The sequence below is a fragment of the Nocardiopsis mwathae genome (assembly GCF_014201195.1).
Classification (GTDB): domain Bacteria; phylum Actinomycetota; class Actinomycetes; order Streptosporangiales; family Streptosporangiaceae; genus Nocardiopsis_C; species Nocardiopsis_C mwathae.
In genome coordinates this window covers 4,458,337-4,478,201 of sequence record NZ_JACHDS010000001.1, presented here as the reverse complement: position 1 = coordinate 4,478,201, position 19,865 = coordinate 4,458,337, and the positions used below count along the sequence as shown (strand labels likewise).

The window sequence follows — 19,865 nt, the reverse complement described above, 5'->3', positions numbered from 1 at the left end:
GGTGGGGCCGGGTGGGGTGGGGCCCGGGGTCAGGCGGTGCGGAACTTCGCGGCGTCGAAGTTGGCCGCCGACATGTTGCGCTGGGCGTCGTCGGCCATCGCCTGGTTGCCGCTGGAGAAAGCGGTCTGCATGCCGACCTGGCCCTCATTGATGGAGCCGAGGCCGGCGTTGAGGTCGGCGGTGATCTGGTCGGCGCGGGCCTTGAACGAGTCGAAGGCGGCCTTGCCGGCGCCGTTGAACTTCCCGGACAGCGGCTCGGCCGCCTGGATGAGCTGCTTGATCAGGTCGCTGAGTTCGTCGGTCGACCCCGAGGTGCTGCGGGCCAGGGTCGTCAGGGTCTGGTCGCCGAAGTCCCAACGTGACATCTCTTCACCCGTTCCTCGTCGTCCATCGGTCTTGGGGGAGGCGCCCGGCTGCGGGGGCGCCGACGTGCTGCGCTCGGCCGACCGCCGACGCGGGGGACTGAACGCGTCCAGCGGGCCGCTGATGTGGCGCAGCGGGCATGACCGTAATTAATACAGCGGTTCTTACCGTGCGTCGTCAAGCATAGGCATAATGCCGACAATCGGAGCTGTCCGGATTCGGCAGAGCACGCTGTACGGGTGAGGGATCGATGAAGTTTTCGCAGGTAGACCCGGGTGATTGGGAGCCCGGAGAATCATCTTCGGCGGAGGATACGGAATCCGGGAGGGGTGTGTCCTCCGGCACACCCGACTCCCCCGCAGCCATGGGGCCGGTAGCCGGTATCAGAACGGCAGCAGCCCGCCTGACCGGCGATGTCACCGGCGATGCAGCTCGGTCGGGGGAATCGATCGCGATCCTGATGGAGCAGCTCGCCGCCCGCGACCGAAAGACGACCGGTTTCGGCCAACGTGCCGCCGAACCCCCGCCGCCGAGCTTCCGAGCTGACCGTTTTTCGGCGTCGCCCCGACGAAACCGACCCGCGACGAGCCCTGATGATTCCCCTTCCACCGGGTGAATCGCCAGGTCACACGATGTAAATGGGTTCAGCGAACACCACAGTGACCCATGTCGACGCCCGATCGATGTCTCCGACAGCTCGTGGCCGGAGTCGGCCACGGCCGTGTTCCCGTCGATTCGGAACTGTCGCTACCGTTCGGTAGTCGTAATCGGGCGAGCAGTAAGCAGGCGTGTCGGTTTCACCTATCCACGCATCCGCACGGGAGGACGAGAACGGTGAGCTCGTGGGACATCAACCCCGACGGTGTGGGCGGCGTGCTCAAGAGCGTCTCCGGGCACCTGGGCGACGAGGCGGGCACCGAGGGCCTGACCGGTGAGATCACCGCGGTCGGCAAGAACATGGAGACCGCGGCCGCCAAAGCGGCCAGCGAACCGATCGGCATCGCCCTGCGGGGGTTCTTCGGCTTCTGCTCCGCCGACATGGGCGCGATGGCGGCCAAGACCGCCAGTGCCGTCAACGGCTGCAGCGGCGCGGTCGTGGCCTACATGAACGGCAACCTCGAAATGGCCGCCGAGGCCCAGGCCAACGCCGGGTTCGTCGAGGACCCGGGCCTGAACCGCCCCAAGGGCGCCGAGCTCCGGTAACCCCGCACCCGAATCCGAGCAGCTGCTGGCGGCCATCAACCCCGTGGCCACCCGGGGCGAGGACATCAGCGGCGACCTGGCCACCGTCGCCGACGCGCTGACCGCCTTCGCCGAGACGGCCCGCAAGCTGAAGAAGAAGCTGGAAGCCCTGCGCTCCCAGGCCTACCAGTTCAGCCTGGACAACGGCTGCACCGACTGGAAGAGCGATGACGACCTGGTCGAGGAGCACAACCAGCTCAAAGCCGACATCGACTCTGCGGTGGTGGCCTACCAGGCCGCGGAGCGGGAGTGCGCCAACAAGATCACCGACCTGTACGGCGGGCCGGAGTTCGTCGCCGACAACGGCGAGATCATCCGCGGCAACAAGCGCGCCCACGGTGTCGAGGAGATCCCCGAGGACGCACCGATGCCCTGGGGTGCTCCCGCTGAGCCGGACCTCAACTGGTTCCAGGAGTCGGTCAAGGCGGACATGGACTTCCTGCGGGGGGCCTGGGACGCAACCCTGGGCGGGCAGTGGGAAGCGGCGGTGTCGCTCGCCTACGCCTCGGGGTTCTACACCGATGACGGCTGGGGGGTGGAGTCCTTCGATGAGTGGAAGGGCAACGTTGTAACCCACGCCGATGAGACCTACGCGGGCTACATGGCCCTGCTGGGCAAGAACAGGGTCCACGGCAGCGGTGTGGGGCTCGGTGCCGAGTGGCGCGACCAGGAGGGCTTGGCCCGCGAGGCGTGGTGGGGTGTAGCCGACGGCCTGACCGGCTGGAGCCAGTGGGACGACGCGCCCGGCTACACGGTTGCGACCACCGGGATCACCGCGGTCGGTGTGGCTGCCGGAGGTGTGGGGCTGGTGCGGGGGGCATCGCGCGTCCTGACCTCGGCCGCCAACATCGCGGCCAAGTGGAAGCCCGGCGGAGGCTCCTTCACCCCCACCTCTGATTCGCCGTCCCCCGGACGGTGGAAGACCCCCACCCCCACGACCCCGTCCACCCCGGACTTCTCACCGGGCGCGGGCGGCCGCACCCCTGCCTCTCCTCCTGTCGGCGGCCACGGCCCTTCGACCGGCAGCGGCCGCGGCCCCTCCACCGGCAGTGGGCACGGCACTTCCGGCAGCGACGGCGGAGAACCCAGCCCCTCCGGGAGCCAGCGGCCCGCATCCCCGGCACCCGCCCAGACTCCAGGCAGCAGATCACCCGCACCCCACCCCCAGGAATCCGCCGGGTCCGGCACCCGCCGCGAGGACACCTCAGACACGCCTGCCCCGCCCCGGGAGGCCACCGCCACCCCGGACCGGGCCACCACCGAGGTCCAGCGCGACATCTCCCGCCTGGAAGAACTGGTCAAGAACAACGGCGGCGACCTCGACGCCGCCATGAGGGACCTGTCCCGCGAACGCCACAGCGAACTCGTCGGCGCCGGAGCAACAGCCCGCAACAGCGACATGGGCCCCGCTGCCTCCGGCGGCGGCCATGGCGGAGGCGGTGGTCTCTACTCATCCTCCGACAGTCCGGGAAGCGGTCGCGCGTCCACCTTCGGGGCCGCAGGGGCGGATTCACCCGGCTCAGGCCGCCACTCGAACACCAGTAGTGGGGACTTCGGGTCATCCCTCAGCCCCCTGGGAGGTACTGGGCGTGGCCAAGGAGGGTCCGGACTCTCCGATGCGTCTGGCGGCGTCGGTAATGGTGGACGGGAGACAGGGCCCGCAACTGGAGGCCACCGGTCCCCCATCCCCACTGACCTCACTCCAAAGGTCGGCGAGGTCTTCGACGATCGCGGCAAGCTTGCGCCGAACACGAGCTACCGTGTTGTGGACGAGGGGGGTGTCGACCGAGGAATCTTCGTCACGGGCCATGACGGCAAGGTCGTCAAGGTCCAGACGGATTCCATCTCCTCGGCAAGATCCCCGGGCTCGAACATCGAGCTCGCGAATCCCCGCCCGAACATGACATATGAGGTCGACGGCAAATTCACGTTCAAAACCGACTCCCAAGCCAGGACGGTATCAGTCTCCGGAGAGATCTCTCTTGATGACGGGATCCGTGACCCCGGAAGTGAGCGCCGATCCAAGAGGCTGGGGAAAGAGGATTTTGAGAACGTGTACAGGAAGGAAAATGAGCAGATCCTTTCTACGGCCCAGGAGAGAGTTGGGAGAGTCCTCACTCCGGCTGATGTTGCCCAGTACAAGGACGTCACCTGGAACCCCGGACACCTGATTGCCCGCATGTTCGGTGGTCCGGGTGAACTTGTCAATCTCGTCCCCATGACCGAGTACATCAACCGAGATATTTCTCGGGTTGATGGGAGAAAGGCGACCATCGAGGATAGTTTCCGCGTACTTGAGCGAGAGTGGGCGGATGCACTAAAGGGAAGGCCGGACGCAGATCCCCCGATCCCCCCGAAGAAAGTCGACGTTGAGATAGAGCTGGACTACAGCGGAAACATGAATAGCCCAGAGAGTATAACTGTCAAATATGTAATTGACGGAACACCCAAAAAGCGAACATACGAGAATGTGCCACCGCTCACCTAGGAGGAGTAGTGCCAGAGTATGAGAAGCTGAATCCAGCACAGGTTCACGAAGTTCTCACGGAGATCGCTCAAGGCGTCGCGTCTGTCGCACCCGAAGGGTGGGTTGAAGCGTCCTACAACAGCATCAACGTTGCAATCTTCCAGCAAGAAAGTGCGCCGACGCTTTTGGAGGACGGGGGCGTGGTGGACAACGTGATGTCCATCCCGAATTCTATCGGTAAGTTGGTACGTGATCTTAAGCGGGGGATGTACGAGCCCGGCAAGGGATCGTGGTACGCGATGGGCATCGTAGTCATGCGCGATGGCCGGTTCAAGGCTGAGTACAACTATGATCGCGAACTAAGGGAAGATCTTCCTCTGCCTGACAACTACTTTGCACTGGATCTTACACTGTTTCCAAGAGAGAAGAAGTATATCCCCGACTGGGTGGTGAGGAAGCTTGAGAACGTTGCGGGTGGCGAGCTGGCCGATTGAATCCATGTCACACCGTCACGTTGCCGCAGAGGAGGACTCTGGCAGGCCTCTGGTCGACACCCTTCGGTGATCATGGGAATGTATCTCGCCATTTCCGTTTCGTCGGAATATTTAGCTTTCTCGTCTCCGGTTCGCCTACGCGGCTGCTACGTCCCGGGCCAGGTCCGACAGCCACAGCGGGGTTTCGGGATCGCGGGTGATGGTGCGGACTGCGAATCGGAGTCGGCGGCGGTTGCGGCCGGAGCTGACTGACTCCAGTGCTGGTGGGAGGGCCTCAAGGGCTATTCCGCACTCTCTCCATGCGTGAGCCGCCGCGTACCCCTGCACTAAAGACACCTGGTAATAGAGGCTGCCTCGGCCGTTCCTGCGGAACACGGCCGACAGCTCGGCGGCACGCTCCAGCTTCGGCAGTGCGGCGGCGGTATCTCCCAGTACAAGCAGCGCCTCACCCTCGTGGCCGCTCAATTCGCAGTCGTTGACCCACCACGTCCATGCTGGGTCCCGGGCGCTGATCGAGTCCTCAAGTCCTGCCCGTGCGGCGCCGAGCTCGTCTAAGGCGCGGCGCCGTTCTCCGACGCAGGCGAGTGCTCGTCCCCGGCGGATGCGTGCCAGTAGGGCGACACGGGGTGGAATTCGAGGCTCGGACAGGAGCTCGTCCGCGATCCTCAATGCTTCTCCAGGACGGTTGACCTCAACGTCCTGCATGGCGAGGTTCGTCAGTGCGAAGCGCTCCATCGAGCGATCACCGGCGTGGCGCGCGAGCATATGGGCTTCGAGCGTGGCTGTCCTGGAAGCGTCCTGCCGGTCAGCGTCGAACAGCAGCCAGCCGGCCACTTCGGCCATTTCGGCGACTGCAGCAAGAAAGTCCTGTTGTCGCTGTTCGGGAATGGTGCCGCTGTCGAGCTGACGGTGTCCGCTCCGCCAGACCCGCACGGCGGCGGGGGCAATCTCGTCTCCTCCGTAGCGGCTGTCATGGGCAACGAGGTGGTCAACTGCGGCGCGCATGTGAGCGATCTCGTCGGTGGCCCCGTTCGCCGGATCGGTGACCGGGGCCGACGGTTCAGCAGCTTTCGCCGCTGCGATCAGGGCGCCGTCGGCGCTGAGCCTTCTGTCGAGAGCCCGCGCAAGACCGGCTGAGGGGCGCCGCTTTCCGGATAGAACGCGCGAGAGGTACCCGGCGTCGTAGTTCACCTCGCGGGCAAGAGCACGTAGTGACCAACCGTGGTCTTCCATGGTGCGGCGTGCGAGGTTCCCGAATTCGGTCATGGGCGATAACGCTCCCGGGAGGTGTTGACCGTTGCCGTTTCCAGAGTAGGCAACACGGTCACACTGTCGCCCGGTTTTCGCCGACGCGAAGGATGGACGGACAGGACCCCGGCGACCGCTGGCACGGCCCCGGGGCTTGGCCCCACTCGGTAGAGGAGTGAGACGTGTCCATCTTGTCATCCCGGCGGAGCCGCCGGATTCGCCCCTATGTGACCGCGTTGGAGCGTCGGCGCGCCGTCGAGGACCGCCGGTTTCGGAAGTTCGCGGGGCTGGTCGCGCTGAGGGCACGGGAGGTCGTGTGATGACCTCCGCCGTCCGGGTCGTGATCGGTGACATCACCGTGACCTGCAACCCCGAGTTGCCGTTTCTACAGCGCTACACCGCCCGCCACCTGGGCTACGTGATCCGTCTTCGGGCGTCGCGCGGGGAGGTCTTCCGCGCGCTCGTCGGCGAATGCGGGCTCTCCACCACCGCCGCCGCGCGGCTGCTCAACCGGTTGGACGGGGGCGGGCGATGACCACCTGGTGTGAGATCAAGGACGTCGGCGACCCCGCCAGGTTGCGGGCGTTGGCCGACGCCATGGGCGCCCCGGTCGTCCAGCGCGGCTACACCCTGGACGGGCGCGCGATCCTCAGCGCGACCTGTCCGCGGTGCGAACGCCTCACGGTCGTCGCCGTCACCCCGGCGAAGAGCCCGCAGGCGCCGATCGTCTGGAGGTCGCCCTTCGAGTAGGCAGGCCCCCGCGCGCCCCATCCCGGTTGACCTGGTGGGGCGCGCGGGACGTGCCCGAACCCATCCCCCCGGGGCCGGCGTGTGTCAGTCGACGTTAATGATCACGCTGGGTCGTTCCCGACAGGTAGTACGCCCGAGAATCCTTGGTGAGGGTGAAGGAGATGATCAGGATGTAGAGGACGAGAATCAGGAGGGTGGCCTGGTTTTCGACGATGATCGAGCCGACAGCGGCGATCACGGCGCCGACGGTTGTGAGAGCTGCGGTGGAGGAGCCGGATAGGAGCCGTAGGGGGCGGGGTTCGACGGTCAACCGGTAGCGGCGCGGCCGGGGGTTCCCGCCCCAGGCTGTGGCGGGCCTGGTCCTACGGAACCACGTTGGTGCCGGGGTTTGCCTTACCCGACTGGTAGTAGAGCCGGGACGTCTTGCTCAGGGTGAAGCCGAGAATGAGGCTGTCGGTGGTGAGTACCAGGAGGGCGTTGGGATTCCTGGGCTCCATGACGATGGCGCTGATGGCGAGTGCTACGAGCAGCGCGTGGTAGCCCGCGATCGTCCACATGACGCGTGTCGATCGCTTGCCGGCGAGCACGCCGAGGGTGATCGATGCGGCCCCCATGAGAAGGCCGACGGCGCCGATGGCCCCGACGAAGAGCGCGAGACTCGCGTCGTCCGACCCGGGTATCGCCTGACTGCCGCCGACGAGCGAGGCGATGAACGCCAGGAGTGCCCCGCCTAGCGTGAGGGCTCCCTGGATGAACATCAGGACCCGGGCTGCGGTCACGGTCCCGGGCGGCTTGAGGTTGGCGGGGTAGCGCCAGTGGGGAGTCCCGTACGGTGCGGCCGCATGCGCGGGGTGGTAGCTCGGATGAGGGTGCCCCATGTGCGGGTGCTGCTGGTAGGCGGCCTGCGGTGGGGGTGCCGGGTAGGAGCCGTGGGGGGTGGGGTTCGGCGGTCCGTAGGGCGGTGCCGGTGGGGGAGTCGCCGGGTCAGGATGTTCGGGGTGCACGGAACGTCTCCTGGGGGTCGGTTCGGGTAACCGGACGAATGTATATGTCTCCGCCGACGTGAACCGCGGCCATGTGCGCACTCTCGGTACTCGATGTGCCTGAGGAGCGGGGCTGGCCTGGGGTTTCGAACGGTGTGGCCGGTAGCGGCCACACCGTCGCCGGAGCGGTCGACCACGAGGATCAGACCGCGGCGCCCGATCTCTCCGGGCGGGGGGCGCCACCAGTGGTGGTCAGCCGGCCGTCGCGCATGGTGGAGACCGTGTCGGCGCGGTCCAGGTACTCGGTGTCGTGGGTGACGACGAACGTGGCCACCCTGTACTCGGTGGTGATCTCGGCGAGCAGGTCCATGATCCGGGCTCCGCGGTCGTGGTCGAGAGCGGCGGTGGGCTCGTCCACCAGCAGGACGCGCGGGTCGCCGGTGAGGGCGCGGGCGATGTTGACGCGTTGGCGTTCGCCGCCCGACAGCTGGGCCGGGCGCCGGTGCTGCTTGCCGTCCAGGCCGACGACCGCCAGCAGGCGCTCGGCCGCCGCCCGGTGGGACCGGACCGGCCGCCCCCGCATGTGGTCGGTGACCAGCAGCTGCTCGGCAGCGGTCAGCGAGGACACGAGGTTGGGCTGTTGGAAGACGATGCCGACGCGGTTCATCCGCAGCCGGCTCCGCTCGGCGGGCGACAGCTCCGCGGCCTCGGTGCCGTCGATCCGGACGCTGCCCGAGTCCGGGCGGATGAGCGTCGAGGCGACCGCCAGCAGGCTCGACTTGCCCGATCCCGACGGTCCCACGATGGCGTGCAGCTCGCCCGGCCGCGCCTCCAGTGACACGTGGTCCAGCGCGGTGACGGTGGAGTCTCCGTCGGGGTAGGTCAGCACGATGTCGGTCAGTGCGATGCTCATCGGACGCCTCCAAGGGCGGTCAGCGGGTCGACGGAGGTGATACGGCGGACGGACAGCACCGCCCCGAGCATGCCGAGGGCGACCATCGCCGCCACGGGCAGCGCGGTGGTGGCGGCCGACAGCGAGAACGGGACGACGCGCTCGGCCAGCATCCCCACCCCGAGCCCGGCCAGCCCGCCGGCGCCCGCGCCCGCCAGCAGCACCATCAGCGCCTGGGCCAGGGCGTCGCGCAGCAGGTAGCCGGTGGAGCCGCCGAGGGCCTTGAGGATGGCGATGTCCCCCGACCGCTGGATCGTCCACACGGTCAGGAACGCGCCGACGACCAGCGCGGAGATGGCGTACAGGAAGCCCTGGATCATCAGCAGCGACCCGTTCTCCGAGGAGAACGCGCCGACCGCCGACCGGCTGTCGGACCGGGTGGCCGAGACGGTGCCGGCGTCCGAGTCGATGGCGGCGATCGCGTCGGCGTCGGGTGCGTCGGCCCCCGCGCCGTCGGTGCCGACCGCGACCACGGTGCCTGCGGGGGCGTCGTCCGCGCTCCGCCCCGCTGCGGCCGACGAGCGCCACGTGTCCAGCGACGTCCACACCACCGGGGTGTGGCTGTAGCTGGAGTCCGGCCCGATACGGGTGACGGCGAGCTCGGCGTCGCCCAGGTGCAGGGTGTCGCCGACCTCCAGCCCCTTCTCATCGGCGAGTTTCCGACCGATGACCAGGCCGTCGTCCGCGGTCCCACTGGGAGCGAGGCGGCCGCCCGGCCGCGCGGCGAACACGGTCGCGGCCACGGTGGAGCCGTCGGGTGCTTCCAGACGGGTCGGGGTGATGCCGAGCGGTTCGGCCCAGTCGACGCCGTCGGCCGCGGCCCAGGTGTCGACCTGGTGGGTGGTGACCGAGCTGTCCGCGAACGATTCTTCGGGTGCGGAGTCCCCGGCGGCGCCGAAGGCGATCCGGTCGGCGGGCAGGCGGTCGACGGCGGAGACGGACTCGTCGGCGAGCCCCGCGGTCAGCCCCGACAGCAGGACGACCAGCAGGGTGATGAGGGCGACGACCGAGCCCATCAGCGCGAACCGCCCCTTGGCGAAGCGGATGTCACGGATGGCTACGAACACGGCGGGTGCCTCGACTTCGATCTCGGTTGCGGTTGCGGTTGCGGTTGCGGTTCGGGTGCGGGCCGAGCAGTGCGCGGGGGGAGGGGAGGCTCGGGCACTCTGTCCACGATGGCGCTCGGGCGTGCGGATTCCATCGGGGCGACGGATGGTTCCGCGGAGCAGGACGGTTGATCGCGGCATCAACCGTTCGGTTGATGCCGGTGGGGCGCGGGCGGCCTAACGTGAGAAGGATGGACACCGCTCACCAGGCGCCGTTCGCCACGTTCAGCGCGGGCACCGCGACCGTGCTCGCGGTGCTGCGGGCGTGCCTGCACGCGGCGTTCTTCGTTCTTCTCGGTATCGCGGCGCTGCGCCTGTTCACCGTCCAGGAGGCCGGGCACTGGAGCTGGGCGGCACTGTTCGGCGCCGCGGTACTCGCCGCGGTGTACGTGTCCGGCCCGCTGGTGCTGCGCCGACGGCCCGCCGGTCTGCTGCGCCGCCTGTCGGCCCGCTCCGCCGCGCGGGTGTGGCTCGCGCTGGTCACCGCGCTGTGGGCGGTGCTGCTGCTGATCAGCCCGGACTTCTCCTGGCTCGCCTTCCCGCTGTTCTTCCTCCACCTGCACCTGCTGGGCCGCTTCCACGCGGTGCTGGCGGTCGCCGTGATCACCGGGGCGGTCATCACCGCCCAGGCCCTGCACGCCCGCGACATCTCGGTGGGGATGGTGCTGGGGCCGACGCTGGGCGCGGTCTTCGCGGTGGTGATCGCGCTCGGGTACGCGGCGCTGTACGCGGAGAGCGAGCAGCGGCGGCGGCTGATCGAGGACCTGCGGCGCACCCGGGGCGAACTCGCCGAGTCGCAGCACCGCGCCGGGGTGCTCGCCGAGCGCGAGCGGCTGGCCCGCGAGATCCACGACACCCTGGCCCAGGGGCTCTCCAGCATCGTGCTGCTGCTGCGGTCGGCGGAGGGCACGGTGCGCACCGACCCCGACGCCGCGCTCGACCGCATCTCCGAGGCCCGCGCGGCCGCCGCCGAGAACCTGGACGAGGCCCGCGGTTTCGTGCGCGGGCTCACCGCCCCGCCCGCGCTGTCCGGGGGGTCGTTGGCCGAGGCACTGCGGCGGCTGTGCTCGCGCGTCGCCACCGAGAGCGGGATCGACTGCCGGTGCCGGGTCGAGGGGGACGCCGTACCGCTCCCGGCCGACTACGAGGTGGCGCTGCTGCGGGCGGCGCAGGCCAGCCTCGCCAACGTCGCGGCGCACTCGGGCGCGGGCACGGCCGTGGTCACACTCGCCTACCTGGGCAGCGAGGTCACGCTGGACGTCTTCGACGACGGGCGCGGGTTCGACCCGGCGGGCGTCGAGCGCTCCCGCCCGGACGGCACCGGATACGGGATGCGGGGGCTGCGCGACCGCATCGCCGCGCTCGGTGGCCGCCTGCAGATCGAGTCGGCCCCGGGCGAGGGCACGGCGGTCGCGGTGGCCCTGCCGCTGTCGGCCGAGAACGCCGAAGGAGAGGGAGAAGCGTGACCGAGGGCCGCCTGCGCCTCCTGCTCGTCGACGACCACCCGGTGGTGCGGCGCGGGCTGCGCGCGATGTTCGACGAGCGCGAGGACATGGAGGTGGTGGCCGAAGCCGCCGACGGGCGCGAGGCGCTGGCCGTCCTCGACACCACCCCGGTCGACGTCGTCCTCATGGACCTGCAGATGGGGCAGGGCATGGACGGCGTGACCGCGACCCGGGCGATCAGCGAGCGGCGGGGCGCGCCGCCGGTGCTGGTCGTCACCACCTACGACAGCGACGCCGACATCCTCGCCGCCGTCGAGGCGGGCGCCACCGGCTACATGCTCAAGGACGCCCCACCCGAGCAGCTGTGCCAGGCCGTCGCGGCGGCGGCGCGCGGCGAGACCGCCCTCGCCCCGAACGTGGCAGCCCGACTGCTCGGCCGCCTGCGCTCGCCGCGTCCCGCGCTCAGCGCGCGCGAGATCGAAATCCTCGGGTTGCTGGCGCGTGGACTGTCGAACCGGGCGATCTCCCGGGAGCTGTTCATCAGCGAGGCCACGGTCAAGACCCACCTGGTGCACATCTACGACAAGCTGGGCGTCGACAACCGCACGGCGGCGATCTCCACGGCCCTGGAACGCGGCATCCTGCGGCCGCGCTGAGCGGCCGCCGCCGACGGCGGCGACGCTGCGACACGGCGGGCAGGGGAGTGCTGCGGAAAATGTGCGCATTCGTGTAAGAATCTGTGGTCCCCTGATTCCGATGTGTCACGAAAGACCCGGTCGAATGAGCTCCCCTCACTATGCCCAGCAGCCGTACCCGCCCCCGAACGGCGGCTACGGGGCTCCCTCGGGCTACGGTCCGCCTCCCGGTTACCCTGCCGCCCCGGGCTACTACCCGCCGATGTACCAGCAGCCCGCGGCCCCCTGGCCGCCGCCCGCGAGCTGGGGCGTGCGCGCCGTCGCCTGGATCGTGGACGGGCTCATCGGCGCGAGCATCTTCGCTCTGATCTTCTACCCCGGCGTGTTCTTTTCCATCGAGATCCTCGATGCCGGTGGCAAGCCGGCGGAGGATACGCCGGAAATGATGGTTGCCTTTCTGATCATGCTCCTTGTCGCGCTATTCGCCTCCTTCTCCTATTTCTGGTTGATGCACGCCAGCAGTGGCCAGACGCTCGGCAAGAAGATGATGGGGATCAAGGCGATCTCGGTGCGCACCGGCGAACCGCCGTCGCTCGGTGCGTCGGCCCTCCGCCAGTTCGTCCGGATGCTGCTGGGGTTCGTCTGGGTGGGCGCACTGCTGGACTACCTGTGGCCGCTGTGGGACCAGCCCTACCAGCAGGCGATTCACGACAAGGCGGCGGGAACCCGCGTCGTCCAGGTGCGCGGGGTGGCCCCCGCCCCGATGCCGCCGCACTACGCCCACGGCTACCCAGGACAGGTCCCTCCCGGCCGCGCCGGGTGACCGATGTAGCGACCGTTGCGCGGGTCGCCCGGAAACGGGGTGGGGTGGCGCATCGGGCGGGTGAACGCCTGCCGGCTCTCGGAGGCGGTCCGGTCGCCGAACGGGACCCGGACGACCGGTTCCCGGGGTGGCCGCCGACACTGCGCCGCACCCGGACGTGTGCCACTCCGACCGGTCGACGCCGCCCCTGCCCGGCCCGGGGAACGGGCAGGGCAGGGGCGCGGCACCGGGTCAGCTCGACCGCGGCTCGGCGCGCTCTCCCTTGAACAGGAAGGTGGGGCCGTAGGCGTAGGAGTCGACCATCTCGTAGAACTTCTCGATGGTCGGGTTGTAGCAGTGCTCCTCGAACGCCTCACGCGAGGTGTAGACCTCGTCCAGGTAGAAGCGGTTGGGGTTGTTCTCATCGCGGATGACCTCGAAGCGCAGGGTTCCCGGCTCATTGGCCAGTGACCCCTCGGCGTCGAACAGGCCGGCGGCGACGAAGTCCTCGCGCTTGCTCGGCGGAACGTCGAACTGGACGAGCACGTGGTACGTCATGGTGAATCCCCTCAGTGGTCGATTCCTGCTTTTCGTCGGCTGATGTCCTCAGCGACTACGACCACTTTGCAGGGAGAACACCCGGCTGCACAGGCCGAGGTTCTCCGATGAAAGGGACTCCTAGCATCGGCCGTCCTGGTAACGGCATTACCCCTGTCAGGAGGCGGTGTACTCGGCCGCCAGCAGCCGCAGGTCGGCGGCCGCCGAGGTTCCCGGTTCGGGCAGATAGACCACCACGGCCTGGTCCGGCTCATCGGGAAGCTGCAATGTCTCGAACGACACCTGCAGGACGCCGACCAGCGGGTGGTAGAGAGGTTTGGGGCCGTGGGTGATATCCCGTACGTCGTGTTCGGACCACATGCGCCGGAAGTCCTCGCTCTGTGAGCTCAGCTCCTCGATCAGCTGCGCCAGCTCCGGGTCGTCGGGGTGGCGGCCGGCGTCCAGCCGCACGAACGCGACGGTGTCCTCGGCCTTCTCCTGCCATCGGATGTAGCGCTGCTGGGCCGAGGGGTCCAAGAACGTGAGGCGGGCGAGGTTGCGCTCTCGGTGCGACAGCGCCGGGAAGTCGGCGATCAGGATGCGCGCGAGTTCGTTCCAGGCGAGGATCTCCAGGCGGCGCCCCACCACGTACGCCGGTACGTTTTCGAGGGCATCCAGGAGGGCCCGCACCCCAGGGCGGATCTCCTGCCGGTGTTCGCCGGACGGCGGGACGTCTTCGCCGCGCACCAGCGCGTACAGGTGCGCCCGCTCGAACGCGTCCAGCTGCAGCGCTTTCGCGACGGCGTCGAGCACCTCCGGGGAGGCCTGTCCTGCGCGTCCCTGCTCCAGGCGCACGTAGTAGTCGATGCTGACCCCGGCCAGCTGGGCCAGCTCCTCACGGCGCAGCCCCGGAACCCGGCGGCGCCCGCTGAACCCCGAACTCCGGGTCAGCCCGGCATCTTCGGGCCGGAGACGTGCTCGCCGTGATCTGAGGAACTCCCGCAACTCCTCTTGCCGGTCCACCCCTCGCACCCCCTGATTCAACAATGACCGCTGGTCGGCGACCAGGTCCAGGTGTTCCACCGGCCGAGGTCAAGGGGTAAGGGTAGCGAGAATGCCCGCTCGCGCGGCCCGGTCGCCGCCGGGTCGGCCTGTCGGCCGACCGGACCGCCGCGGATCCGACCGTGCCGAGGCGCGTGGGCACCGCCGAGGGCTAAACGGTCGGCGGGCCCTCCGCTCCGAGGTGGCGCATCAGGCGGGTGAACGCCTGCCGGCTCTCGGGGGTGGTGCCGTCGCCGAACGGGAACCAGACGGCGGGCTGTTCGCGCCGGCCCATCAGGTGGCCCGAGACCGGGGACTCCAGGACGTGGTCCATGCCCGCCTCGGTGACGGCGCCGGGACCGAGCGCGAGGCCGACCGGGGTGGCGGCGGACGGGGTGCGCGGCTCGTAGGTCAGGTCGGGGCGGCCCGGGAGCCGGTGGGCGGTCAGGGTGCGCAGGACGCCCCGGTGGGCGAGGTCGCCGACGGTGTCCTCCAGCCGGTGCAGGGCCGGGGGCTCGTCCTCGGCATAGGCGACCGCGAAGGTGACCTTCTCCTTCACTCCGGAGGTCACCCGGGAGACGCGCTGCGTGCCGATGCACGGGCGTGTGCCTCCGCCGGGGCCGACGAAGGCGAACCAGGTCGGCTGGGGCGCGCGGCGGCGGCACGTCGCGGTGAGGGCCGCGCGGTCCCACACGTTCAGGGCGGGTTCGCTGGTGCCCCAGCCGCCCGGGTCGGCCCCGGTGAAGGCGCGGGCCAGGGCCTCGGCCACCGCCCCGAGGAGGAGCTCGTCGGTGGCGGGGTGCACCGCGGTGACGTCGATGATCAGGTGGGCGCCGAGTGCGGCGGGCCGCTGGAGGAACGCGGGGGAGAGGTCGCTCGGGGCGGTGCCACCGACGGGCGCGGCCGGGGCCTCGGGCGCCGCCGCCGGGACGTAGCCCGCGGTGTCGTCCCAGACCAGACGCGTACCGGTGAGGCCGTCGTAGTGGCCGCCGGAGCCGTCGGGCTCGGCGACGACCCACCGGGCCTGCGGTCGGCTCAGCAGGGAGCGGAGCGGGAAGGTGAGGCGCGACGCGGCCGGGGTCACCACCTGCAGCCCGCGCCCCTCCTCGGCGAAGGTCGCCATGGCGTCGGCCAGCCAGGAGGAGAGGGGCACCACGGGCCGGTCCTGGTAGACGAGGACCGTCCGGTCGGTGGCGAGATCGACCGCGGGGTGGATGGTCACCGTGCGTCCTCGTTCCTCTCGTCTCTCGCGTCGCGGCGGCGGGCGGTCGGCCGGGGGTGTGCCGACCAGACGGTTCCGCCGAGGCTGCCGACCAGGCCGTCGGCGAAGCGGTGGGCGAGCCCCGCCGTGTCGACCCCGGCAGCCGTCCCGTCGGTCCCCCGAGACGCCCGCACCTCCACCCACCAGCACGGATCGGGCATGCACGCAGCCGTCTCGGCCCCCAGCAGCCGCTCCACCTCGCCGGGCACGTCCACCCGCTGCGCGGCCTCGATACTCACCAGCGGGGTGCCGTCGTCGTCGCGCAGCTGCACCACCGCGCCACCCCCGGCCCCGCGCACCCGCAGTTCGGGCCCGGCCTCCACCATCGCGTCGATCAGCGCCCGCATGTCCGGGTCCTTTCTGACCAGTGCGACCACGTCGTAGGTCAATGGTGCTCCCTGTCCGATTCCAGGATGGCGGTCTGCATGAGGCGCGGGGACTCTCCACGGCGGAGCCAGCGGCCGCGGCCCGGGGGCCGGCGGTCGGCGTACACGCGGGGGAAGAGCTGGCCCTCGCTCCGGTCGCCCGACATGAGCACGGCGCTGGTGCCGATCTCGCGTATGGACTGGACCAGCGGGTCGTACAGCCCGCGCCCCGCCCCGGCCACGCGGCGGGCCACCACGAAGTGCAGCCCGATGTCGCGGCCGCTCGACACGAACGGGACGAACGCCGACAGCGGCTTCTGGCCGGCGGTGGTGAGCACGTCGTAGTCGTCGGCCAGGACGACGATGCGGGGGCCGGTGATCTCCGTTCTTTCGTGCTGGGCGGCGGCCTCGTCGGGCAGGCGCCCCTCCAGTTCCTGGGACACCCCCGTGGCCAGCCCCGCGCACACCCGCGCGCTGCTGGCGTACCCGCCCAGGTAGGGCTCGGGCACCACCTCGCGCAGGGTCCGCCGCGGGTCCATCACGGCGAACACCAGCTCCGTGGAGCTGTAGCGCGCCATCAGCCCCTCGGCGATGAGGCGCAGCAGGTTGGTCTTGCCGCACTCGCCGTCGCCCAGCACCAGCAGGTTCTGGTCGTGGTCGAACAGGTCGAGCAGGACCGGCTCCAGCGCCCGCTCGTCCACACCGATGGGGACGAGGCGGGGCTCGGCCGCGGCCCCGGGCAGGGTCCGCGCCGGCAGGCGGTGCGGCAGCACGCGCACCCTGGGGGCGCCCGGCCCGCGCCACGCCCCGCCGATCTCCCGCGCCGTCTTCTCCACGACCTCGCCCAGGTCCCGGTCGTCGGCCCGGCCGTCGACGCGGGGCAGCGCCACCTGGCCGAAGAGCTTGCCGTCGGTCAGCGCCCGCCCCGGCGTCTCGGCGCTCATCGTCTCGGCGAGCTTGCGGTCCACCGACGAGTCGGTGGGGTCGTTGAGCCGCAGCTCCACCTTGCTCCCGAAATTCGACTGCATGGCGATCCGCACGTCGTTCCAGCGCAGCATCGCCGCGACCACGTGGACGCCGTACCCGCCGCCGCGCTGCAGCAGGTCGGAGACCATGTGGTCGACCTCGTCGAAGTCGCTGCGGAGCGCCCCGAACCCGTCGACGCACAGCACTACGTCGGCGCACGGCAGCTCGGGCACCTCCCCGCGGGCGTGCATCCGCCGCAGCTGCTGGATGGAGTCGATGCCGCGCTCCCGGAACACCTCCTGGCGGCGCTCCAGCATCCCGTGGACCTCCTCGACGGTGCGCCGCACCCGCTCGGCGTCGGTGCGTCCGGCCACGCCGCCGACGTGCGGCAGCCCCGACAGCGCCTGCAGGCCCCCGCCGACCAGATCGAGCGCGTACAGCGCCACCTGGCCGGGGGTGTGGGTCAGCGCCAGGGACAGCGCCATGGTGCGCAGCAGCGTGGTCTTGCCGGTCTGCGGGCCGCCGATGACGGCGAGGTGGCCGCCCGACTCCGTCAGATCGATCGTCCACAGCCCCTGCCACTGCTTGGCGGCGTCGTCCAGCAGGCCCACGGGCACCTGGAGCGGGCGCATGTCCTCGGGCAGCGGAAGCCGCATCCCGGCGCCGCCGTCGCGGGCCGGGCCGGTGACCGCGTCCAGGGTGGTGGCGGAGGGCAGCGGCGGCAGCCAGACGCCGCGGGTCGGTTCGCCGTGCCGGGCCAGCTGCCCCACCATCACGTCCAGCAGGGTCGGCCCGGTGGTGCGCCGGGGCAGCGGAGCGTCCTCGTCGCCGCCCGCGGCGGGCTGCGGCTCCGCCGTCGGCTCATCGCCGGTGTTGTAGGCGGTGTAAACGCGCACCGGCGGGGCCTTCTCGCGCTCGGCCTCCGCCTCGGCGGCGACCGGGCCATGGTAGGCGCCGGAGACGTAGCCCGCCTTGAACCTCTGGTAGACGGTGGTGTCGACCTTGAGGTACCCGAAGCCGGGCATCGACGGCAGGTGGAACGCGTCGGGGGTGTCCAGAACGGTGCGGCTCTCCTCCTCGGAGAAGGTGCGCAGCCCCAGCCGGTAGGAGAGGTAGGTGTCGAGCCCGCGCAGTTTGCCGCCCTCGATCCGCTGGCTGGACAGCAGCAGGTGCACGCCGATGCTGCGGCCGATCCGCCCGATGGACAGGAACAGCTCGATGAAGTCCGGCCGGGCGGTCAGCAGCTCGCCGAACTCGTCGATGATCACCAGCAGGTGCGGCAGCGGCGGCAGGCTCGGGTCGTGCCGCCGCCTGTGGGCGTAGTCGCCGATCCCCGCAACGTTCCCGGCGTCGCGCAGCACCTGCTGGCGGCGCTGCACCTCGCCCGACAGGCTCGCGTACGCGCGCTCGATCAGCGCGGCGTCGTCCTCCAGGTTGGTGATGACCCCGGCGACGTGCGGCAGGTCCGCGAAAGGCGCGAACGTGGCGCCGCCCTTGTAGTCGACCAGCACCATGCTGACGTCCTCGGGCGGGTGCGCCGCGGCCAGGGCCGTCACCAGTGTCCGCAGCATCTCGCTCTTGCCCGAGCCGGTGGCGCCGACGCACAGCCCGTGCGGCCCCATGCCGAGCTGCGCCGCCTCCTTGAGGTCGAGGACGACCGGTTGCCCCAGGTCGTCGACGCCGATGGGGACGCGGAGGAAGGAGCGTTCGCTGCGCGGCGCCCACAGCCGTGCGACGTCCATGTCGCCGGGGTCGCTCACGCCCATCATCGTCGGGAAGTCGACGCCGCCGCCCTCGGCAGCGGCTTCCTCGACGGACTCCCGGGAGAGGCGCAGCGGGGCGAGCATCCGCGCCAGCCCGGCGAGGGTGGCCGCGGGGACGTCGTCCACGGTTCCGGTCAGGACGGGCGGGTCGTCGGCGCGCAGGTCCTCCATCCGGACCTCGTCGCCGGAGACCGTCAGCCGGATGCTCACGTCGCCCGGCTCGGACACCTGGTCGGCCACCAGGTGGATCACGGTCGCGCCGAGGGCGGAGGGCGGGACCGCCTCGTCGGGTCGGGCCAGCTCGGTGGCGACCTGGCCGTGGGTGTCGTGGACGACGACCAGGCGCCGCATCATCCGGTACGCCTCGCGCTTGCCCATGCCGCGCCGCACCTCGGCCGCGAAGTCGTTGCGCGAGCGCAGCTCGTCGGAGAGCAGCGCGCCCAACTCGGCCGGGGTGGGGGCGATGAGCCGTGCGTTGACGCCGCCGTCGCGGCGCCGGGGGTCCAGTGCCTGGGGCAGCCACTTCACCCAGTCCCAGTCCTCGGCGCGGGAGGTCGGGTGCGCCACGGCCAGCGCGACGTCCTCGGGCGCGTGGAAGACACCGAGCTGGGCGAGCAGCGCCCGCATCAGCCGCAGCACGTCCGCGCGCTCGCCGATGACGCTGATGTCGCCCACCATGTCCAACGGGACGGTGAGCGGCATCTCCGGGATCTTCTCGAAGCGGCGGATCGCGCCCCTGGCCTCGGAGGCCATGAAGGGGTCGGTGGGGGCCAGCGCGGTGCCCTTCTCCGCGAGCCGCAGCAGGCGGCCGGGCGTGACGCCGGTGCCGACGCGGACCCGGAGGAAGTCGCGGTCCCGGCGGCGGCGCTCCCACAGCCGGGTGGGGTCGTGCACGGCGTCGTACAGCGCCTCGGGCGGCGGGTCGAGCCGACGGGCGTGCGACCGGGTCTCCCGCTCCCAGCGGCTCAGGTCCTCCCGCAGCTCCTCCAGGTATTCGAGGTAGAGCTCCCGCTGGTTGCGGCGCTGCCGGGCGGCCTGGCCGCGGCGCGAGAACAGCATGCCGACGGCGGCCAGCGCCGCGACCACGAGCACCAGCGCCCCGATCGCCATGAAGGCCGGGTTGCGCAGCACCATCATGATCGTCAGCGAACCCATCATGCCGACCATCGGAAGGATGGTCATCAGCGGGCTGGTCTGCGCATTGCCGTCGGGGAGTGTCGGGGGAGCCTCGACCTCGTGCGGTTCCTGCCGGGGAGGCGGGTGGACGGTCCGGGCCGGGCGATGCACGATACGGATCGTCACCTTCGCACTCCTCTCAGGACAGACCGCACAGATCCTAGTCCCCGTCGGTGACGGCGGGCGGCGGCGAGCCGCCCCTGTCCCGGCCGGTTGTGGACCGCGCACGCGGCGCGTCCCGGGGCGGCGGGGCCCGAGAGGACGGGTTC

Annotated in this window: 20 protein-coding genes; 9 read left to right on the top strand and 11 right to left on the bottom strand. The window is 70.5% G+C overall.

All coding sequences use genetic code 11. The annotated features are described in order from the left end of the window. Positions 1 to 29: 29 nt before the first annotated feature. Positions 30 to 365 carry a hypothetical protein gene (locus HNR23_RS19535; protein WP_184077516.1) on the bottom strand — a complete coding sequence of 112 codons (336 nt, stop codon included), beginning with the start codon at positions 363 to 365 and terminating at the stop codon, positions 30 to 32. A gap of 832 nt (positions 366 to 1,197) precedes the next feature. On the opposite strand from HNR23_RS19535, the gene HNR23_RS19530 reads away from it, so the two are divergent. From HNR23_RS19530 to HNR23_RS19520, 3 genes are read left to right on the top strand one after another with little or no spacing between them, the layout of a single operon-like run. Beyond that, positions 1,198 to 1,566: a DUF6507 family protein gene (locus HNR23_RS19530; protein ID WP_184077514.1), complete on the top strand. Its 369-nt coding sequence runs from the start codon at positions 1,198 to 1,200 to the stop codon at positions 1,564 to 1,566. A 43-nt stretch (positions 1,567 to 1,609) separates the two neighbouring features. Continuing rightward, on the top strand, positions 1,610 to 4,093 hold the full coding sequence (locus HNR23_RS27565; RefSeq protein WP_184077512.1) for a DNA/RNA non-specific endonuclease: 2,484 nt from the start codon (positions 1,610 to 1,612) through the stop codon (positions 4,091 to 4,093). 8 nt (positions 4,094 to 4,101) lie between these two features. Then, on the top strand, positions 4,102 to 4,566 hold the full coding sequence (locus HNR23_RS19520; RefSeq protein ID WP_184077510.1) for a hypothetical protein: 465 nt from the start codon (positions 4,102 to 4,104) through the stop codon (positions 4,564 to 4,566). 135 nt (positions 4,567 to 4,701) lie between these two features. Here the strand turns inward: HNR23_RS19520 and HNR23_RS19515 are convergent, their stop codons facing one another. Next, the gene (locus HNR23_RS19515; protein ID WP_184077508.1) at positions 4,702 to 5,832 is read right to left on the bottom strand and encodes a helix-turn-helix domain-containing protein; all 1,131 of its coding nucleotides are present in this window, start codon (positions 5,830 to 5,832) and stop codon (positions 4,702 to 4,704) included. Between the two features lie 164 nt (positions 5,833 to 5,996). Here HNR23_RS19515 and HNR23_RS19510 point away from each other — a divergent pair, with 164 nt between their 5' ends. From HNR23_RS19510 to HNR23_RS19500, 3 genes are read left to right on the top strand one after another with little or no spacing between them, the layout of a single operon-like run. Continuing rightward, a complete protein-coding gene (locus tag HNR23_RS19510) occupies positions 5,997 to 6,134 on the top strand; it encodes a hypothetical protein (RefSeq protein ID WP_184077506.1) in 138 nt (45 codons plus the stop codon). After that, entirely contained in the window at positions 6,134 to 6,349 is a 216-nt protein-coding gene (locus HNR23_RS19505) for a hypothetical protein (protein ID WP_184077504.1), read from the top strand. Before HNR23_RS19510 ends, HNR23_RS19505 begins: the two co-directional genes overlap by 1 nt. Next, the gene (locus tag HNR23_RS19500; RefSeq protein ID WP_184077502.1) at positions 6,346 to 6,564 is read left to right on the top strand and encodes a hypothetical protein; all 219 of its coding nucleotides are present in this window, start codon (positions 6,346 to 6,348) and stop codon (positions 6,562 to 6,564) included. The genes HNR23_RS19505 and HNR23_RS19500 overlap by 4 nt, the downstream gene beginning before the upstream one ends. Positions 6,565 to 6,658: 94 nt before the next feature. Here the strand turns inward: HNR23_RS19500 and HNR23_RS19495 are convergent, their stop codons facing one another. The 4 genes from HNR23_RS19495 to HNR23_RS19480 form a co-directional block, all read right to left on the bottom strand. Further along, positions 6,659 to 6,802 (bottom strand): hypothetical protein, encoded by a 144-nt coding sequence (locus tag HNR23_RS19495; protein ID WP_184077500.1) that lies wholly within the window; start codon positions 6,800 to 6,802, stop codon positions 6,659 to 6,661. A gap of 124 nt (positions 6,803 to 6,926) precedes the next feature. Beyond that, entirely contained in the window at positions 6,927 to 7,568 is a 642-nt protein-coding gene (locus tag HNR23_RS19490) for a hypothetical protein (RefSeq protein ID WP_184077498.1), read from the bottom strand. Between the two features lie 181 nt (positions 7,569 to 7,749). Further along, positions 7,750 to 8,460 (bottom strand): ABC transporter ATP-binding protein, encoded by a 711-nt coding sequence (locus HNR23_RS19485; RefSeq protein WP_184077495.1) that lies wholly within the window; start codon positions 8,458 to 8,460, stop codon positions 7,750 to 7,752. Beyond that, entirely contained in the window at positions 8,457 to 9,566 is a 1,110-nt protein-coding gene (locus HNR23_RS19480) for an FtsX-like permease family protein (protein WP_184077493.1), read from the bottom strand. The genes HNR23_RS19485 and HNR23_RS19480 overlap by 4 nt, the downstream gene beginning before the upstream one ends. A 230-nt stretch (positions 9,567 to 9,796) precedes the next feature. Here HNR23_RS19480 and HNR23_RS19475 point away from each other — a divergent pair, with 230 nt between their 5' ends. The 3 genes from HNR23_RS19475 (at position 9,797) to HNR23_RS19465 (ending at position 12,508) form a co-directional block, all read left to right on the top strand. After that, on the top strand, positions 9,797 to 11,071 hold the full coding sequence (locus HNR23_RS19475; protein WP_184077491.1) for a sensor histidine kinase: 1,275 nt from the start codon (positions 9,797 to 9,799) through the stop codon (positions 11,069 to 11,071). Next, positions 11,068 to 11,706 (top strand): response regulator, encoded by a 639-nt coding sequence (locus HNR23_RS19470; RefSeq protein WP_184077489.1) that lies wholly within the window; start codon positions 11,068 to 11,070, stop codon positions 11,704 to 11,706. Before HNR23_RS19475 ends, HNR23_RS19470 begins: the two co-directional genes overlap by 4 nt. 241 nt (positions 11,707 to 11,947) lie before the next feature. Beyond that, positions 11,948 to 12,508 (top strand): RDD family protein, encoded by a 561-nt coding sequence (locus tag HNR23_RS19465; RefSeq protein WP_246421809.1) that lies wholly within the window; start codon positions 11,948 to 11,950, stop codon positions 12,506 to 12,508. A gap of 231 nt (positions 12,509 to 12,739) precedes the next feature. Here HNR23_RS19465 and HNR23_RS19460 read toward each other — a convergent pair whose 3' ends face one another. The 5 genes from HNR23_RS19460 to eccCa form a co-directional block, all read right to left on the bottom strand. Next, on the bottom strand, positions 12,740 to 13,045 hold the full coding sequence (locus HNR23_RS19460) for a putative quinol monooxygenase (RefSeq protein ID WP_184077484.1): 306 nt from the start codon (positions 13,043 to 13,045) through the stop codon (positions 12,740 to 12,742). A gap of 156 nt (positions 13,046 to 13,201) precedes the next feature. Then, positions 13,202 to 14,107, bottom strand: coding sequence for a helix-turn-helix transcriptional regulator (locus tag HNR23_RS19455; RefSeq protein ID WP_343070622.1), 906 nt, complete (start codon positions 14,105 to 14,107; stop codon positions 13,202 to 13,204). A gap of 130 nt (positions 14,108 to 14,237) precedes the next feature. Continuing rightward, the gene (locus HNR23_RS19450; protein WP_184077482.1) at positions 14,238 to 15,287 is read right to left on the bottom strand and encodes a DUF6177 family protein; all 1,050 of its coding nucleotides are present in this window, start codon (positions 15,285 to 15,287) and stop codon (positions 14,238 to 14,240) included. Continuing rightward, complete coding sequence (locus HNR23_RS19445) at positions 15,284 to 15,715, bottom strand: hypothetical protein (RefSeq protein WP_184077480.1); 432 nt, start codon at positions 15,713 to 15,715, stop codon at positions 15,284 to 15,286. Before HNR23_RS19445 ends, HNR23_RS19450 begins: the two co-directional genes overlap by 4 nt. After that, the gene (gene eccCa, locus HNR23_RS19440) at positions 15,712 to 19,722 is read right to left on the bottom strand and encodes a type VII secretion protein EccCa (protein ID WP_184077478.1); all 4,011 of its coding nucleotides are present in this window, start codon (positions 19,720 to 19,722) and stop codon (positions 15,712 to 15,714) included. Before eccCa ends, HNR23_RS19445 begins: the two co-directional genes overlap by 4 nt. Positions 19,723 to 19,865: the final 143 nt, after the last annotated feature.

Bases quoted from the DNA above. Each gene is read 5' to 3' on its own strand.
- HNR23_RS19535 (WP_184077516.1), bottom strand. From the start codon at position 365: ATGTCACGTTGGGACTTCGGCGACCAGACCCTGACGACCCTGGCCCGC.
- HNR23_RS19515 (WP_184077508.1), bottom strand. From the start codon at position 5,832: ATGACCGAATTCGGGAACCTCGCACGCCGCACCATGGAAGACCACGGT.
- HNR23_RS19505 (WP_184077504.1), top strand. From the start codon at position 6,134: ATGACCTCCGCCGTCCGGGTCGTGATCGGTGACATCACCGTGACCTGC.
- HNR23_RS19500 (WP_184077502.1), top strand. From the start codon at position 6,346: ATGACCACCTGGTGTGAGATCAAGGACGTCGGCGACCCCGCCAGGTTG.
- HNR23_RS19485 (WP_184077495.1), bottom strand. From the start codon at position 8,460: ATGAGCATCGCACTGACCGACATCGTGCTGACCTACCCCGACGGAGAC.
- HNR23_RS19475 (WP_184077491.1), top strand. From the start codon at position 9,797: ATGGACACCGCTCACCAGGCGCCGTTCGCCACGTTCAGCGCGGGCACC.
- HNR23_RS19465 (WP_246421809.1), top strand. From the start codon at position 11,948: ATGTACCAGCAGCCCGCGGCCCCCTGGCCGCCGCCCGCGAGCTGGGGC.
- HNR23_RS19460 (WP_184077484.1), bottom strand. From the start codon at position 13,045: ATGACGTACCACGTGCTCGTCCAGTTCGACGTTCCGCCGAGCAAGCGC.